This window comes from Allobosea sp., from assembly GCF_030695125.1.
Lineage (GTDB): Bacteria > Pseudomonadota > Alphaproteobacteria > Rhizobiales > Beijerinckiaceae > Allobosea.
This window is the reverse complement of record NZ_JAUYTP010000085.1, coordinates 13,678-30,192: the sequence shown is the minus strand read 5'-3', so window position 1 is coordinate 30,192 and position 16,515 is coordinate 13,678. Positions and strand designations below refer to the sequence as shown.

The 16,515-nt window shown below is 69.6% G+C and carries 13 protein-coding genes; 1 reads left to right on the top strand and 12 read right to left on the bottom strand.

Annotated elements, in window-relative coordinates; translation table 11 throughout:
- Positions 1 to 287 precede the first annotated feature (287 nt).
- The 11 genes from Q8S38_RS24310 to Q8S38_RS24260 form a co-directional block, all read right to left on the bottom strand.
- On the bottom strand, positions 288 to 1,304 hold the full coding sequence (locus Q8S38_RS24310) for an amino acid ABC transporter substrate-binding protein (protein ID WP_305682893.1): 1,017 nt from the start codon (positions 1,302 to 1,304) through the stop codon (positions 288 to 290).
- A gap of 103 nt (positions 1,305 to 1,407) precedes the next feature.
- On the bottom strand, positions 1,408 to 2,592 hold the full coding sequence (gene metC, locus Q8S38_RS24305; protein ID WP_305682892.1) for a cystathionine beta-lyase: 1,185 nt from the start codon (positions 2,590 to 2,592) through the stop codon (positions 1,408 to 1,410).
- A gap of 109 nt (positions 2,593 to 2,701) precedes the next feature.
- A complete protein-coding gene (locus tag Q8S38_RS24300) occupies positions 2,702 to 3,580 on the bottom strand; it encodes a LysR substrate-binding domain-containing protein (protein ID WP_305682891.1) in 879 nt (292 codons plus the stop codon).
- A gap of 282 nt (positions 3,581 to 3,862) precedes the next feature.
- Positions 3,863 to 5,347 (bottom strand): alpha/beta hydrolase, encoded by a 1,485-nt coding sequence (locus tag Q8S38_RS24295; RefSeq protein WP_305682890.1) that lies wholly within the window; start codon positions 5,345 to 5,347, stop codon positions 3,863 to 3,865.
- 168 nt (positions 5,348 to 5,515) lie between these two features.
- On the bottom strand, positions 5,516 to 6,262 hold the full coding sequence (soxA, locus tag Q8S38_RS24290) for a sulfur oxidation c-type cytochrome SoxA (RefSeq protein WP_305682889.1): 747 nt from the start codon (positions 6,260 to 6,262) through the stop codon (positions 5,516 to 5,518).
- Between the two features lie 167 nt (positions 6,263 to 6,429).
- Entirely contained in the window at positions 6,430 to 6,753 is a 324-nt protein-coding gene (gene soxZ / locus Q8S38_RS24285) for a thiosulfate oxidation carrier complex protein SoxZ (protein ID WP_069053729.1), read from the bottom strand.
- An 11-nt stretch (positions 6,754 to 6,764) separates the two neighbouring features.
- Entirely contained in the window at positions 6,765 to 7,259 is a 495-nt protein-coding gene (locus tag Q8S38_RS24280) for a thiosulfate oxidation carrier protein SoxY (RefSeq protein ID WP_305682888.1), read from the bottom strand.
- A complete protein-coding gene (gene soxX, locus Q8S38_RS24275; protein WP_305682887.1) occupies positions 7,222 to 7,674 on the bottom strand; it encodes a sulfur oxidation c-type cytochrome SoxX in 453 nt (150 codons plus the stop codon). The genes Q8S38_RS24280 and soxX overlap by 38 nt, the downstream gene beginning before the upstream one ends.
- Entirely contained in the window at positions 7,671 to 9,878 is a 2,208-nt protein-coding gene (locus Q8S38_RS24270) for a xanthine dehydrogenase family protein molybdopterin-binding subunit (RefSeq protein ID WP_305682886.1), read from the bottom strand. The genes soxX and Q8S38_RS24270 overlap by 4 nt, the downstream gene beginning before the upstream one ends.
- A gap of 99 nt (positions 9,879 to 9,977) precedes the next feature.
- Positions 9,978 to 10,445, bottom strand: a complete 468-nt coding sequence (locus tag Q8S38_RS24265) for a (2Fe-2S)-binding protein (RefSeq protein ID WP_305682885.1) — start codon at positions 10,443 to 10,445, stop codon at positions 9,978 to 9,980.
- Positions 10,446 to 10,747: 302 nt separating this feature from the next.
- A complete protein-coding gene (locus Q8S38_RS24260; protein ID WP_305682884.1) occupies positions 10,748 to 13,363 on the bottom strand; it encodes a bifunctional acetate--CoA ligase family protein/GNAT family N-acetyltransferase in 2,616 nt (871 codons plus the stop codon).
- Between the two features lie 126 nt (positions 13,364 to 13,489).
- Between Q8S38_RS24260 and Q8S38_RS24255 the strand changes: the two genes are divergently transcribed.
- Entirely contained in the window at positions 13,490 to 14,944 is a 1,455-nt protein-coding gene (locus Q8S38_RS24255; protein ID WP_305682883.1) for a protein adenylyltransferase SelO, read from the top strand.
- A 36-nt stretch (positions 14,945 to 14,980) separates the two neighbouring features.
- Here the strand turns inward: Q8S38_RS24255 and Q8S38_RS24250 are convergent, their stop codons facing one another.
- Complete coding sequence (locus Q8S38_RS24250) at positions 14,981 to 16,486, bottom strand: efflux transporter outer membrane subunit (protein ID WP_371125965.1); 1,506 nt, start codon at positions 16,484 to 16,486, stop codon at positions 14,981 to 14,983.
- Positions 16,487 to 16,515: the final 29 nt, after the last annotated feature.

Sequence of the window (16,515 nt, the reverse complement as noted above, 5' to 3'; positions counted from 1 at the left end):
CGATCGCATCGCGCGCGAAGCCGTCTTTCGCCAGGCAGAACCATGCCAACGATCGCGCACAGAGGCTTCCCTGCGGGCGGGCGCATCGATCCGAAAACGAGGCGACGGGCCCGCGCCGTTCGAAGATCGTGACGGCGTCACCGGGCCCTGGCGCTCGGCCTTGATGTGTCGCCCTCGTCCATGCATCCGCCCACGGGCCTCGTCGGCCAGCGGGCGGGATGGTCAGGATCGCGTTGATCGGCGCCGGCCGATCTGCGGGCGCGCGGCCGCCGCAGGTCCGGTCTGTCTCAGCGGAACGGCGGGCTGTACTGGAGGCCGCCCTTGGTCCACAGCGCGTTGGGACCACGCTTCAGTTTCAGGCGCGACTGCTCGCCCAGATAGCGATCGAAGGATTCGCCATAATTGCCGACGGTGGCGATGATCCGCACGACCCAGTCGTTGGTCACCCCCATCGCTTCGCCGAACTTGCCGTCCTGCCCGAGAAAGCGCCGGATCTCGGGATTGGTGGACTGGCTCATCTCGCGGATATTGGCCTGCGTCACGCCCAGTTCCTCGGCGTTGACCAGAGCGGCCACAGTCCAGCGCACGAGGTTGAACCAGCCCTCGTCGCCGGTGCGGACCCATGGCCCCAGCGGCTCCTTGGAGATGACCTCGGGCAGAACCTCGTAGGCCTCAGGGTTCTGCAGCTTCAGCTTGACCGCGGCGAGCGCCGAAACATCCGTCGTATAGGCGTCGCAGCGTCCGGCCTCATAGGCCTTCAGCGCCTCCTCCGAGGTCGCGAAGGCGGCGGGCTCGTATTTCATGCCGAGCTTGCGGAAGTAGTCGGCGAGGTTGAGTTCGCTGGTCGTGCCCTGCGCGACGCAGATGGAGGCGCCGTCGAGCTGGGACGCGCTCGTGACACCCAGCTTCTTTGCCACCATGAAGCCCTGCCCGTCATAGTAGTTGACGGCGGTGAAGGTGACGCCCTGGCCGAGATTGCGCGACAGCGTCCAGGTCGTGGTGCGCGGGAGGACGTCGATCTCGCCGCCCTGCAGGGCGATCAGCCGGTCCTTGGACGTCAGGGGCACGAACTTCGCCTTGTCCTGGTCGTTGAAGATCGCGACCGCGAGCGCGCGGCAGATGTCAATGTCGAAGCCGTTCCAGCGACCGGCCGCGTCCTGGATCGAGAAGCCGGCGACGCCGGGGCTCGTGCCGCAGATGACGTGGCCGCGCTCCTTGATCTTGGCGAGCGTGCCGCTGGTCTGGGCGGCGGCCGGTGTGGCCAGCGCCGCGATCACAGTCAGCCCGATAAGCGCGTGTTTCATGGTGTTCCCCTGTTTTATGGCAGTCGTCGTCAGGCACAGCTCTCCTCGCGCAGCGGGCGCATGCCCGCCGCGTCGGTCTCATCCCGGCTTGTCTTGTCTTGTCTCAGGCGACCTTGACGGCCGGCTTGGGTTCGAGCGCGACCAGCAGCGCGTCGAGATCGGCCCAGAGGTCGTCCTCGTCCTCCAGACCGATGCTGATGCGCAGCACTGTGCCCTCGGGCGTCCAGGGCACGACGCTGCGGTCGCCCTTCACCGCCATCGGCGCGATCAGGCTGCGCGTGCCGCCCCAGGAGGCGCCAATGGCAAAGACCTTCAGCGCCGTCAGCGCGGCCTCCAGCGCCTCCTCCGGCACCGGCTTCAGCACGAGGCTGAACACGCCCGAGGAGCGGCCCATATCGCGCGCCCAGAATTCATGGCCGGGGCAGGAGGGCAGCGCCGGGTGCAGCACGGTCTCGACCGCCGGCGAATGCGTCAGGCGCCGGGCGAAATCCTCCGAGACCCGGCCCATATGCGCGACGCGCAGCGCCATCGTCTCGATGCCGCGCAAGGCGAGCTGGCATTCGTCGGGCGAGACGCCGACGCCATAGCCGCGCAGGAGCTCCTTCAGCTTCTGGCGAAGCGCCATGTCGGACACGGTGATCGAGCCGAGCAGCAGGTCGGAATGGCCACCGACATATTTGGTCAGGGCCTCGCAGGCGAAATCGGCGCCATGGGCCAGCGGCTTGAAGAGGAGCGGCGTCGCCCAGGTGTTGTCGCAGCCGACGAGACAGCCCTTGGCTTTGGCGGCCTTCACGATGGCGGGCACGTCCTGCACCTCCATCGTGCCCGAACCCGGCGACTCGACCCAGACAAGCTTCGTCGCCGCGTCGATGAGATCGGCGATGCCGGCCCCGACCAGCGGGTCATAGACGCCATAGGCGATGCCGCGCGGCTTCAGGTAATCCTCGCAGAAGCTGCGCACCGGCGGATAGACATGGTCGGGGATCAGCACCTTGTCGCCCGGCATCAGAACGGCGAGCATCACCATCGTCACCGCCGCCTGGCCCGACGGCACCAGCACGGTGCGCACGCCGTCATGCAGGGCGGTGAGCTGCGCCTCCAGCGTGCGGGTCGTCGGCGTGCCGTGCAGCCCGTAGGTGTAGCCGTCGAAGCCGCGGTATTTGCGCGCCGCGAAGCTCGCCGCGTCCTTGTAGACGATGGTCGAGGCGCGATGCGTCGGCACGGCCAGCGAGGCGTAGCCTTCCTCGTTGACGGCCGGGTGGTGAACGCAACGGGTGGAGTCATGCATGGTGGGAATCCCTTCGTGGGACCATGCGTAAGCGATCGCCGGAATGCCGCAATCAGGCGAAAGGCATAAGCCGATGCTCTGATGTTATGGCGTCGGTCGATCAGTCGGCTCAGCGTTCGGCCATCAGACAGTCGATGAAGTCGCGGACCAGCTGCGATTTGGGTCGGTCCGAGGGCAGGAGCAGAACGCTCTTGCTGTGTACCGCAGGCTCGAAGGGCCGCAGCACGACCCGCGACTGATCGAAGCCCGCGATCGCATAGGGGCTGACCAGGCCGATGCCGACACCTTCCGAGACGAGCGCGAAGACGGTGGCGGCGTAGATCGTTTCGACGACGATCCGCGGCGGGGCCGCCCCTGCCTCGGCGATGATCAGGTCGAGGCGCTGGCGCGCGCGATCCTCGGGGACATAGGCTACGAAATCGAGGCCGGCGAGGTCGTGCGGCGTGATCACGCTGCGCTCCGCCAAGGTATGGCCAGCAGGCATCGCGCAAAAGGCCCGCGGCGAGACGAAGGGCTGGTGGACGAGCCCGCTGACATCGACCTCGTCGGCGGCCAGACCGAGGTCGAACTCACCCGCCGCCACGCCGTCGCGGACATCACGCGACGGCAGCACCATCAGAGTCACCGCGGTGTCGGGGCGCCTGTCGCGAAAGCGCCGGACGGCCTTCGGCACGAGGGAGAAACCGAGCGCCGAGAGCGAGGCGACACGGATCTGGCCGGCGCCATGGTCGCGGATGCGCGCGGCGGCGGAGCGGATCTTGTCCATTCCGCGAAACGACGCCGCGACCTCTTCATAAAGCAGGCGGCCTTCCGGCGTCGGCACGATGCGGTTGCGAACCCGGTCGAACAGCAGGAAGCCGATCGAGGTTTCCAGATCGGCGATGGTGCGGCTGACGCCGGGCTGGGTGACGCCCAGCAACTCGGCCGCCCGCGAAATCGTGCCGGCCTTCATGACGGCGACGAAGGTCTCGATCTGACGGCTGTTCACGGATCTCGGCACTCCGGAGGCTGCCTGTCCGAACGCGCAGGGCCGAGCAGGAAAACCATAGCGCGACGGTCTCCGCAATCCAGCCGAATCGCGGATCCGCACCGGGCCGTCCGTGTCGCGGTCGAGACGGCCCGGGCGGCGGCGACGTGGCCCGGATTCGGCAGGGCGGAAGACCTGCAGGCCATCGCCGGAGCGATTGGTGGCACGAGCCGGCTCGGGGCGGAATCGGGAGCGGCTGCGCTCGGGTGGCTCATGCGAAAGGGCGGCGAGGTCGACAGTCCCCTACTCCGCCGGCCTCTCCGCGGCCGCCTGCCCAGGCGCCCCCAGCCGCTCGTCGATCCGGCCGAGCAGATAGGGATAGAACGGGTTCGAGGACATGCGCAGCAGCGCGTCCAGATTGACGATCAGCGTGCCGCGCTCGCCACGCGCCGCAACCGAGCCCAGCTGGATGCCGAAATCATCGGCCGGGTCGGGCGTCATGCCGTAGAGCCCGTCCGTCAGCGGAAACGGCAGCGCGACATGCGAGAGCGAGAACACGTCGCGCGGATAGGACAGGCCGAGCGCCCGGTCCGTTTCCGCGCTGGCGCCGGCCTCGGTCACCCGCTCGATCACCTCGCTCGAATCGGGGCTCGCATTGGTGATCACCGCAAGCCGGAAATTCCGGGGCACCGGGGGCAGCATGCGGCCGAGCAGCGTGTCGGCGGAGGTGTTCAGCAAGGGGCCGAACTTGGCGCTGCGGTTGAGGTCGAACAACACGAGCTCGCTGCCATTGGCGGGCAGATGCACATAGAGCGAGGTGATGATCGCGCGGGTCGAGACGGTGAAATCCATCACCGACTGGAAGGTCAGGAGCGGCGGCAGGTCCTTGAGCCGCCCCTCGCGCGCTTGTCTGAGGATCTTCTGCTGCAATGCCGCCGTCAGCAGATGCGACTGCCGTGCGCCGTTGACCGGAAAGGAATTGTATTTGAACGGGTTGAACTCGGGCAGGACGCTGAGCCAGGCCGCCTTGGCGAAGGCCGGCAGGACCGCCGGCAGGGCGGCCAAGCCCGCGAAGCGAGCGAAGGCGGTGATCCCGACCATCGGCGAGATCAGCACCAGGCGATCGGCCCGCGGCAGCTTCGCATCATCCAGCGCCTCCAGCGCATGCATGAGGGCGAGCGCCCCACCATTGGAGAAGCCGACCAGGTGCACCGGCGCGGACGGCCCGGCGAGGCGCCTTGCCTCTCGCACGGCCAGCCGCGTCGCAGCCAGCCAGTCCTCCCAATCGACTTCGGTGAGCCCAGCCGGCACGGTGCCATGGCCCGGCAGGCGGGGCGCCACCGCCACGAAACCGCGCTCGCGATACTGGCTGGCGACATGGCGCAGGCTGTAGGGCGAATCCGTCAGCCCGTGCAGGAAGACGGCGGCGCCCTGTGGCGGACCGTCGGGCCGGAGCACATAGGAGCGGTTCCAGTCCTGCTTGAACCCCGCCGGATGGATCGGGCTGCCGTCGAAATAGCGGTTCACCGGCACGCGCTCGTCAGGGCCGAGCTTCTGCGTCACCTGCGCGCGGACACCGGCAAAGGCCTGCTCCTCGGCTTTCAGGTAATCCTGCCAGCCGCCGCGATCGAGCTCGGCGATCGACAGCTCCTTGGGGATATGGGTGTGCCAGGGTTCGAGCGGCGCGCCGCGCTGGCTGTCGTAGATGCGCAGCCCCAGCAGCGTGAGCGAGGCGATCACCACGGCAAGCGCCGTGCGCTTCAAGGCCTTGCGCAGAAAAACCCGCATGTCGTCTCGTCCCGTCCAGACAGCCCCCGGCCTGCGTCACCGGCCGGGGCCTTGAACGTCGTTTATGTCCGCCCGGACCCGCACGGGGGAGTGCCAGGCATCCCAAAACCGGCCCCGGCGTCCCATTTCGTGGTCCGCCCCCCCCGAACTCCGGCGGCACGCCCCGCCTCAGCGCCGCATCGCCGGCGTCTCGACCGGCAGCCCGCGCGCCCGCCCGGCCAGGTAGAGCTCGAGCGCCAGATATTCCGGCCCGCCGGCCTCGAATTGGGTGGCGCGCACGCCGAGCGAGCAGGCCCGCAGGCGCCGGTGCAGCGAGCCGACCTCGTTCCATTCGAGCCGGTAGGCGGGATAGCCGGTGCCGGCGCCATGGCTGATCGTGTCGCCCCGCAGCTTCTGGCCGACGAGCCCGTCATGGCATTGCTGGCAGGACAGGTTGAGCTGGCCCTGCCTGCGCGCGAAGAAGGCCCGGCCCGCCTCGTAGTAGGGCTGCGCAGGCCCGTCGGTCGTGACCTGCATCGGCAGGCCGCGCGAGAGCGAAGCGAGATAGGCGGTCAGCGAGAGCAGGTCCGGCGTCTCGTAGCCGAAGGCGGGCTGCGACTGCCGCTCGACCCGGCACTGCTCGATGCGGCCCTCGAGGTTCATCAACCGACCGGTGGCGGCATCGACCTGCGGGTAGCGCGTGGCGGCGCCGCGCAGGCTCTGCTGCGGCTCGACATGGCAGGCGATGCAGGCCTGCCCGTCGCCGGCCGGCTTGCGGGTGAACAGCTCACGCCCCTGCTCGACCCAGAAGAAGCCGGGATTGCGCGTCTCATCGGCCTGCTGCCGGCGCAGTTCGGGGGAGAGGAAGTCGGTGCCGGAGCGGATTTCGGCGAGGGCGGCGGATGTCTGGAGAATGAGACAGATGACCGCGACCACGAAACCGATCGCTCCCAAACCACACGGGTCATCCCGGGCGACCGAAGGGAGACCCGGGATCCATTCCGGAGCGCCTGCTCGGATTGCCTCCGGAATGGATCCCGGATCTCCGCTGCGCTGCGTCCGGGATGACCCGCGGTGAGGCACGATCGGAACCGCTCTCCCCCTCACGTCACGGTCAGCCGGGCCGTGCGGGTGTAGGTCGCGCCGCCGTCCTCGCGCCATTCGAAGACGATGTCGCCGGTCTCGATCGCCCGCGTCGTGAACGAGACGAAGGGGTTGGCCGAGACGCCGGTGTGCATGTCGAAGCGGAAGATCGGCTCGCCGGCATAGGTAGCGGTCAGCCGGTTCAGGATCTTGCGTGGCACGGTGCCGCCCTTGCCGTCGGACTGGCCGCCGCGGTCCATCGGGTGGCGGGTCAGCACCCGGATCTCGACGATCTCGCCGGCCTTCGCCTGGGCGGGCAGGGTGATGCGGGCATTGAAGCTCATCGGATATCTCCTCAGCCGCCGTCGATGCAGGCGCTCAGCGTCACGACGATGTCGGCATCCGTCATGACGAAGCGCCCGTCGCTGAGCGACGCCAGCGCCACGACCTTCTGGGATTGCGCGATCCGCAGCGTGGTCGCGACATCGGCGCGCCCGGCGCGTGGGCCGAGATGGAAGCGCGCCATGTCCGGAAACGGGTTCTTCTCGGCGATGAGATGAATCCAGCGGACATGGTCGGCCGGCGTCATCGGACTGTCGACGACGATCCGGGTGTCGACGGAGTTGCCATTCTCGGCGAGCGCCGGGATCTCGAGCCTGATGCGCGCGCGCTCTGGCACAGCGCCCTCGGTGACGCGGGCAATGAGCTGTGCGAGCTCCGGCGGCGTGTCGGCGGCAGCCTCGGCCGGAAGCCCGGCGGCCAGCAGGCCGGCCGCCGCGCCCGCCATGAGGCTGCGGCGGTCGACTGCCGCTTCAGTCCGCACGGAGCGTGGCGAGATAGCTGACGACATCCTCGATCTCCTGGGCCGAGAGGGCGGGCTTTCCCCGGAAGGCCGGGGCGACATCCTGCAGGTTTTCCGTCCTGAAATAGGGCGGCATCACGGTTTGCGGGTTCAAAAGCGAGGCATCCACCAGCCGCAGCCGGATCTGGCCGGCGTCGAGCCGCGCACCGACGCCCGCGAGCGGCGGCCCGATCGAGCCCTGAAAGGGCTCGGACGGGTCCGCGCCCTGGTGGCAGATCAGGCAGTTGCCGCGCTCGCGGTCCCGGACCAGGGCCGCGCCGCGCTGGCCGTCGCCGGCGAGGCCGCCGAGCGGCGCGGGGATCGCGTCACCAACGACCGCGAAGGGTTCGAGCGCGGCGGCGGGTGAGACAGCCAGCAGGGCTGCGCCCAACCCGATCCGCGCCCGCATGCCGGCCCTGCTCACGCCTTCTTCAGGTCGGCGTTCTTGAGCGGCAGGTTGCGGATGCGCTTGCCGGTGGCGGCGAAGATCGCGTTCAGCACGGCAGGCGCCGCGACCGCGATCGTCGGCTCGCCGACGCCGCCCCAGAATCCGCCGGACGGCACCAGCACGGTCTCGACCGCCGGCATCGCCTCCAGCCGCATCACCTCATAGGTGTCGAAGTTCTCCTGCTCGACGCGGCCGTCCTTGATGGTGATCTCGCCGTAGAGCGCCGCCGAGAGGCCGTAGACGAAGGAGCCCTCGATCTGGCGCTCGACCTGCGCGGGATTGACGACATGGCCCGGATCGGTCGCCGCGACGATGCGGTGGATCTTGAGCTTGCCCTCGGGGCTGACCGAGACCTCGGCCACCGCGGCGACATAGGCACCGAAGCCCATGGTCTGGCAGATGCCGCGGAAGACGCCCGCCGGCAGCGGCTTGCCCCAGCCCGCCTTCTCGGCCGCGGCATTCAGCACGGCGAGATGCTTGGGGTGGTTCTTCATCAGGGCTCGGCGGAACTCGAGCGGGTCCTTGCCGGCGGCATTGGCCAGCTCGTCGATGAAAGATTCGAGATAGATCGCGTTCTGGTTCAGGTTGACGCCACGCCAGAAGCCCGGCGGCACATGCGGGTTGCGCATGGCGTGGTCGATCAGGAGGTTGGGGATCGAATAGCCGATCGAGGCCTCCGGCCCCGAGGCGTTCAACCCCTGGAAGACGACCGGATCGCGGCCGTTCTGGATGTTCTGCGGGAAGATGCCGGCGACGATGGACTGGCCGGAGATGCGCATGTGAAGGCCGGTCAGATTGCCGTCCTTGTCGAGCGCGCCGGTCATCTTGCACTGGGTCAGCGGGTGGAAGCGGCCATGCAGCATGTCCTCCTCGCGCGACCAGATCAGCTTCACCGGCGTGCCGGGGATCTGCTTGGCGATGGCGACGACCTGGCGGACCCAGTCATGCACCGCGCCGCGCCGGCCGAAGCCGCCGCCAAGATCGATCTTGTAGGCCTCGCATTTGGCGATCGGCAGGCCCGAGGCTTCGGCGGTCGCAGCGAGCGCCGCCTCGCCATTCTGCGTCGGCGTCCAGACCTCGCATTTCTCGGGCGTGTAGAGCGCCGTCGCGTTCATCGTCTCCATGCAGGCATGGTTCTGGAACGGGTAGGAATAAACCGCCTCGATGGTGCGGGCGGCGCCGGCGATCGCGGCCTTCACGTCGCCGTTCTGGTTGCCGATGACGGCGCCGGGGGCATCGAGCCCCTCCTTCAGCCACTCGGCCAGGCTCGCGCTGGAGACCTTGGCGTGCGGGCCCTCGTCCCAGACGATCGGCAGCGCGTCGAGCGCGGTCTTGGCCTGCCACCAGGTGTCGGCCACCACCGTCACGGCGCTGTCGCCGACGGGAAGCACATGCTTCACCCCGGGCATCGCCTTGATTTTGGCGGCGTCGAAGCTCTTCACCTTGCCGCCGAAGACGGGGCAGTCCTTGATCGCGGCGTTGAGCATGCCCGGCAGCTTGAAGTCCATGCCGTAGATCTTGGCGCCGGTGGTCTTGTCGGCGGTGTCGAGCCGGGCCAGCGGCTTGCCGGCGATGATCCAGTCCTTGGGGTCCTTCAGCGCGACGTCCTTGGGCGCTTCGATCTTTGCGGCCGCGGCGGCGACCTGCCCGTAGCGCAGCGAGCGCCCGGAGGCCTTGTGCGTGATGACGCTCTTCTCGGCGGTGCATTCGGCGGCCGGAACGTTCCACTCGCTGGCCGCCGCCTGGATCAGCATGGTGCGGGCCGAAGCGCCGCCCTTGCGGACATATTCATGCGATTCGCGGATGCCGCGGCTGCCGCCGGTCGAGAAATTGCCCCAGATGCGGTTGCGGGCGACGTTCTGGCCCGGCGTCGGATATTCGGTCGTGACCTTCGACCAGTCGCAGTTCAGCTCCTCGGCGACGAGCTGGGCGAGGCCGGTCAGCGTGCCCTGCCCCATTTCGGAGCGGGCGATGCGGATCACCACCTTGTCGTCGGGATGGATCACGACCCAGGCGTTGATCTCGGGCACGGCGCCCTGCGCCTGAGCCTCGCCGAAGGGGATGGCGAAGCCCAAGCTGAAGGCGCCTGCTGCTGCCGCAGAGCCGGCGAGCATCCCGCGGCGGGACAGGCCTTTGCGGGCGGAAGCGGTGGTCTCAGGGGTGGTCGAGGCGGATGTCATGTCGTCCTCCGGATCGGTTGGTCGCGAGGGAAGCGGCGGTCTTGTCCAGATCCGGCCGCGCTCGACCCCGCGCATGGGGAAACAAGTCCAGGCGAGAACTCAGCCGCGGCCGAGCGTCCCGCCCGCGACGACATCGAGGATCGCGGTCTTGACCCGGGCATAGGTGCCGCAGCGGCAGATATTGGTGATCTCGGCGGCGATGTCGGCCTCGGTCGCCTTCGGATTGGCCTGCAGCAGGGCGGCGGTCGCCATGATCATACCGCTCTGGCAGAAGCCGCATTGCGGCACCTCGTGCTTGATCCAGGCCTGCTGGATCGGATGCTTGCCGTCGGGGGAGAGGCCCTCGATCGTGACGATCTTCTGCTCGGCGGTGACGGCGCTCAGCGGCAGCGCGCAGGCTCGCGTCGCGACACCATCGATGTGCACCGTGCAGGCGCCGCACTGCGCGACGCCGCAGCCATACTTCGTGCCGGTCAGGCCGATCTGCTCGCGGATCACCCAGAGCAGCGGCGTATCGCCGGCTGCTTCGACATCCAGCATCTTGCCGTTCACGTTGAGCTTCGCCACCGCAGACCTCCCGGTTTTTGGTCAAGAAGGACGGCGGGAGAGCCATCGCGCCCCGCCGCAAAGCCGGCACGCCCCACGGCGCGCCAGCCAGACTTGAATTGGAACAGAGTGAAGCTCAGTTGCGGCCGCAAGCCAACGGCTGAGCCTGGGGCGATCACGCGACGTGATCAGCCGGAAAGCCCGGTCTTTCGCATCCGGAAACCGCAATTTTGTCCGTCGGATAAACCGAAACAGCCGGTTCGCAGCCCTCCCCGCTCATCCAGGCGGCGTGCAGCATCACGGCAACGTGATGGGCGCGGCCGTCAGCGCCGCAGGCGCGCCACGGCCGTCTCCACCGACAAGGTGACGACGCGCAGCGCGGAATCCTCGGGGTCGTTGCCGATCTCGAAACCGAGCTCGCGGCACAAGGTCAGCATGCGCGTGTTCTCCGCCAGAACCTGGCTGCGGATCGTCTTGAGCCCTTCGGCCCTGGCCCATTCGATGATCAGCGTCATCAGCGCCCAGCCCAGCCCGACGCCCTTCAGATCGGACCGCAGCAGGATCGCGTATTCGGCCTCCTCCAGGCCCGGATCGGTGTGGAGGCGCACCACGCCGGCGACTTGGCCCGTCGCCTCCTCGAAGGCGACGAAGGCCATCGCGCGGGCATAGTCGAGCTGGGTCAGATGCGCGAGAAAGGCGTGGCTGAAGCTCTTCACCGGCGCGAAGAAGCGCAGGCGCAGATCCTCCCGCGTCACCTTCAGCAGCATCTCGGCGATGGCGCCCTCGTCCTCGGGCCGAATCGGCCGGACATCGAAGCTGCGGCCGCCGCGCAGGGTGAGCTGCCGGCGCCAGCTCGCCGGATAGGGCCGGATCGCCGGGCGCCGCCGCTTGTCCGGCTCGCGCTGCAGCATGATGCGCGCATCGACGGTCACCACGCCGGTTTCGTCGGCCAGCAGCGGGTTGAGATCCAGCTCCCGGATCTCGGGCAGGTCCACCGCCATCTGCCCGACGGCGACCAGGACCGCGGCCACCGCATCGACCCGCGCCGCCGGCACGTCGCGATAGCCCGCTAGAACCCGCGAGACGCGGGTGCGGGCGATCAGCCGGCCGGCGAGGCCGAGATCGAGCGGCGGCAGGGCGGCGTGGCTGTCGTCGATCAGTTCGGCGGCGGTGCCGCCGCGGCCGAAGACCACGACAGGTCCGAAGCAGGGGTCGGTCGCGAAGCCAACGATCAGTTCGCGCGATTTAGCGCGCAGCGCCATCGGCTGCACCGCGAGCCCCGTGATCCGCGCCTCAGGCCGGTCGGCGCGAACCCGCGCCAGCATGGTCTGCGCCGCCTCGCGCAGCGCGGCTTCCGTCGCGAGATCCAGCGCGACGCCGCCGACATCCGATTTATGGGGAATGTCGGGCGAGACGATCTTGAGCGCGACCGGCCGGCCCCGCGCCAGCAAGGGCCGCGCGGCGGCGACCGCCGCCTCGATATCCACCGCCACCACCGGGCGTAGCTCCGGGATCTGGTAGATCGCCAGCAGCGCCGACACCTCGTCGGGATCCAGCCAGTCGCGCTGCTGCGCCAGGGCCTTGGCGACGATGGCGCGCGCCTGCGCCAGATCGGGCGGCGGCACATCCTCGGCCGAGGGCGGCGTCGCCATCAGCTCGGCCTGCAGGCGTGCATGACGCAGCAGATGCTGGAACCCCATCACGGCTTCGGCGCCGGTGGCGAAGGAAGGCAGGCCGGCCGCGGCGAACCGGGCCGTGATGGTCTCGTCGGCGCCGATCCAGGCGGCCAGGACCGGCTTGGTGCTGCGCGCTTCCCGGGACGCAGCGACCACGGCCTCGGCACAGGCCTCCGCTTCCGCGCCGAGATGCGGCGCCTGGACCGCCAACACCGCATCGACGCCGTCATCGTTGAGCAGGGCCGTGACGGCCGCGCCATACTGCGCCGGCGTGGCGACCTCGATGACCGCGTCGTCGACCCCGGCGGCGCCTTCGGTCAGGCGCGTCGCGAGCCGACCGCCAAGCTGCCGCAGGCGCCCTGCGGCCAGGGCCGCGAGCCCTGCGCCATTGCTGACGATCGCCAGCCGTCCACCGGCGAGCGGCCGCGTCCTCCCGAGCGTTTCGGCGGCGGCGAAGAGCTCGTCGAGATCGTTGACGCGCAAGAGCCCGGCGCGGTGGAAGGCGGCGTCATGGGCGCGGTCGCCGGTGACGATCAGGCCGGCATGAGTCTGCGACGTTGAGGCGATTGTCGCGCGCCAGGGTTTCAGCACCAGCACGGGTTTGAGCCGCGCCGCAGCCCGCGCCGAGGACAGGAAGCGCGCCGCATCCTCGACCTCGTCCAGCGCCAGCAGGATCGCGCGGGTCCGCCCGTCCCGGCCGAAATAATCCAGACCATCGTCGATATCGACATCGACCGCAGCGCCGAGCGTCACGGCACCGGAAAATCCGACCTTGCGTCGTGCCGCCCAGGCGAGGATGCCGGCCGCGATCGAACTGGATTGCGCGAGCAGGCCGATGCTGCCGGCCTCGGGCACGAATGGCGCGAAGCTCGCATTCAGATGCAGGCGCGGCGCGACGATCCCGAGCGAATCCGGTCCGATCAACCGGACCCCGGCCCGCCTCGCGGCCTCGCCCAGGCTGGCGGCGTCGGCGCGGTCGCCATCGACAACAAGGACCCCGGCGCAGCCGCGCCGGCCTGCGGCGGCGATGGTTGCGAGAGCAGCCTGCGCCGGTGCGATCACCAGATCGACCGCCTCGGGCAGATCGTCGAGGCCGGCCACAGGCTGGAAGCCTTCGGCTTGCGTTCCGCCGAGGACGAAGGCCGCGCCGGCATAGCCGCCGCGGCGAATGCCCTCCAAAAGCGGAATGGTCGCGGCTCCCGGCGGCGCCACCACGGCGATGGACGCCGGCTCGAGCATGCGTTTCAATCTGATGGTCGCCATGTTTGCACTCTATCAGAAAGCACGCCGGGAATATGTGACGGCCGGTCGATCCGCCGCAGCGGGAACATCGGCTCCCGGCCCGGCTTTCGACGACAGCCCATCACCGCCCCGCCTGCAGGACGCGCCATGCCCATCGCCTTCGACAACAGCTATGCGGAATTGCCGGAGCGCTTTTTTGCGCTGACGCCGCCGACGCCCGTGCCCGCGCCGCGTCTGGTCCAACTGAACACGGCCCTGGCCGACGAACTCGGGCTCGATGCGGCCTGGCTGGCGGGAGCCGAGGGCGTCGCGATGCTCGCCGGCAATGCGGTCGCGCCGGGCTCGACGCCGATCGCGACCGCCTATTCCGGTCATCAGTTCGGGCAGTTCTCGCCGCAGCTCGGCGACGGCCGCGCCATCCTGCTCGGCGAGGTCGTCGACCGCCTCGGCAGGCGCCGCGACATCCAGCTCAAGGGCGCCGGACGCACCCGCTTCTCGCGCAGCGGCGACGGCCGTGCGGCGCTGGGCCCGGTGATGCGCGAATACATCGTCAGCGAGGCGATGGCGGCGCTCGGCATTCCGACGACGCGGGCGCTCGCCTTCGTCCTGACCGGCGCGCCTGTCATGCGCGAGGCGGTTCTGCCGGGCGCGATCCTGACGCGCGTCGCCGCCAGCCATATCCGGGTGGGTACGTTTCAGTTCTTCGCCGCGCGAAAGGATATCGAGGCGCTGCGGCTGCTCGCCGAGCATGTCATCGCCCGGCACTATCCGCAGGCGGCCGCGGCGGACAATCCCGCGTTGGCGCTGCTCGACGCCGTGATCGCGGCGCAGGCCGATCTGATCGCGCGCTGGCTCCTGGTCGGCTTCATCCATGGCGTGATGAACACCGACAATTGCTCGATCGCCGGCGAGACGATCGATTACGGCCCCTGCGCCTTCCTCGACAGCTATGATCCGGAGACCGTGCTCAGCGCGATCGATACCGGCGGCCGCTATGCCTATGGCAACCAGCCGAGCATCGCCTTGTGGAACCTGACGCGGCTAGCCGAGGCGCTGCTGCCGCTGCTGGCTGATGATACCGACGCGGCGGTCGCGCTCGCCCAGACGGCGCTGGAGGCCTTCGCGCCGCGTTTCCAGGCGGCTTATGACTCCGGCATCGCGCGCAAGCTCGGGCTGCCCGGCGACAGCGAGGCCGACACCGTGCTGGGCGCCGAATTCCTCGGCCTGCTCGGCGCGCATGGCGCCGATTTCACCTTGAGCTTCCGTCATCTCAGCCGGCTGAAGGCCGGGGTTGCGGGCGAGGAGCCGCTGCGCGCGGTGCTGGCCAACGACCCGGCGCTGGAGGGCTGGCTGGAACGCTGGCGGCAGCGCAGCAAGGCGACCGCATCCGGCGCGATTCTCTCGGTCAACCCGGCCTATATCCCGCGCAATCACCGCATCGCCGCCGCGATCGAGGCGGCGCAGGAGCGCGACGACTTCGCACCGTTCGAGACGCTGATGACCGTGCTGGCCAGGCCCTTCGAGGACCGCGAGGCGTTCGCGGCCTATGAGAACCCGCCGCAGCAGCATGAACGCGTGCGGCGGACGTTCTGCGGCACCTGAGGCCCGGCTGAGCCGCCGGGAGGCGACGCAGCCGCCTCAGTAGGCCGCGCGCAGATGCGGACCGGTGTGGGTGTCGACGAGACGCGGCAGCAAGACGTCGACAGGCTTGTCCCAGCCGCCGCCGAGCGCCTTGTTGAGCGAGACGAAGTTGGAGGTCACGGCGACGCGGCTTTGCAGCAGCGTGTCCTCGGCGCTGTAGAGCGAGCGCTCGGCGTCGAGCACGTCGAGGAAGCTCGCAGCGCCGGACTGGTAAAGCGTGCGCGAGAGCCGGGCCGCCTCGCGGTAGGAGGTGGCGGCAGCCGAGAGCTTGCCCGCCCGCACCCGCTCCTTGGCGAGGTTCACCAGCGAGTTCTCGACATCCTGCAGCGCGGTCAGCACGGCCAGCCGCAGCGCCGCGTCGGATTGGTCGCGCTGCGCCTCGGCGACCTCGACGGCGGCGCGCAGCTCGCCGCCGTTGAAGATCGGCACGCTCAGCGACGGCCCGAAGGACCAGCCGATCGAGGAGTTCTTGGCGAGATCGCCCGTCTTGAGTGCGGTTGTGCGGATGTTCCCGGTCAGGCTGACGCTCGGATAGAGCGCCGCTTCCGCCTGGCCGATCTTGGCCGTGGACTGGGCGAGCTGGCGCTCGGCGCGGCGGACATCGGGACGGTTAACCAGAACGTCGGCGGGAATGCCGGCCGGCGGCGTGCCGCGTGCCGCCGGGATCGGTCCACCGGAGCCGAGGATGCCGGCGAGCGCGGTCGGCGCCTCGCCGGTCAGGATGCCGAGCTGGTGGAGGCTCTGCGCATAGGCCGCCTCCAGCGTCGGGATGGCGGCTTCCGTGGTGGCGGCCTGGGCGGCCGCGCGCTCGACGTCGAGGGCCGAAGCCGTGCCGGCCGTAAAGCGGTTGCGCGTCAGCCGCTCGGTCTCGCGCTGCGAGGCGGCCGTGCGGCGGGCGAGCGCGGCGCGCGCCTGGGCGCCCCGCGCCTCCGTATAGTTGGTCGCGACATCGCCGATCAGGGTCAAAAGCGTGGCGCGGAGATCCTCGTCGGCCGCATCGACGCCATAGGTCGTCGCCTCGACATTGCGGGCATTCGCGCCGAACAGGTCGAGCTCGAAGCTCGCATCGAAGCCGGACTGGAACAGGTTGCCGGTGGTGTTTCCGCCACTGGCCGAGGTCGCGGCGGCCGTGCGCGAGCGCGTCGCCGCGCCGGAACCATCGACCTGGGGGAACAGTCCCCCGATCGCCTGCCGCCGCGTCGCGCGGGCCTCCCGGATGCGGGCCTTGGCCGAGGCGACGTCGAGATTGCCCGCCACCGCGCGATCGACGATCTCGTTCAGGCGCCGGTCGCCGAGCTTCTTCCACCACTGCGCGAGCTGGCGCGTCTCGAGCGGCTTGTTCGTCTTCGGCGCATTGCCCCAGTTCGTCGGCAGGAACTGACCCGGCGCGGCGTAGTCCGGCCCCACGGCGCAGCCGGCCAGCGCGACCACCATGAGGCTGACGCCGGCGAGGCGCGGCAGGCCGGCAAGGCGGGCCGGGATGGTCCCGATCGAGAGGTTCATGGCGAAAGCCGTCTTCGTCATCCGCGTCA

Coding starts and splice junctions, on each gene's coding strand:
- Q8S38_RS24260 (WP_305682884.1), bottom strand. CDS start 13,363: ATGGCGACCATCAGATTGAAACGCATGCTCGAGCCGGCGTCCATCGCC.
- Q8S38_RS24270 (WP_305682886.1), bottom strand. CDS start 9,878: ATGACATCCGCCTCGACCACCCCTGAGACCACCGCTTCCGCCCGCAAA.
- Q8S38_RS24280 (WP_305682888.1), bottom strand. CDS start 7,259: ATGTCGTCAGCTATCTCGCCACGCTCCGTGCGGACTGAAGCGGCAGTC.
- Q8S38_RS24250 (WP_371125965.1), bottom strand. CDS start 16,486: ATGAACCTCTCGATCGGGACCATCCCGGCCCGCCTTGCCGGCCTGCCG.
- metC (WP_305682892.1), bottom strand. CDS start 2,592: ATGCATGACTCCACCCGTTGCGTTCACCACCCGGCCGTCAACGAGGAA.
- soxZ (WP_069053729.1), bottom strand. CDS start 6,753: ATGAGCTTCAATGCCCGCATCACCCTGCCCGCCCAGGCGAAGGCCGGC.
- Q8S38_RS24255 (WP_305682883.1), top strand. CDS start 13,490: ATGCCCATCGCCTTCGACAACAGCTATGCGGAATTGCCGGAGCGCTTT.
- Q8S38_RS24295 (WP_305682890.1), bottom strand. CDS start 5,347: ATGCGGGTTTTTCTGCGCAAGGCCTTGAAGCGCACGGCGCTTGCCGTG.
- Q8S38_RS24310 (WP_305682893.1), bottom strand. CDS start 1,304: ATGAAACACGCGCTTATCGGGCTGACTGTGATCGCGGCGCTGGCCACA.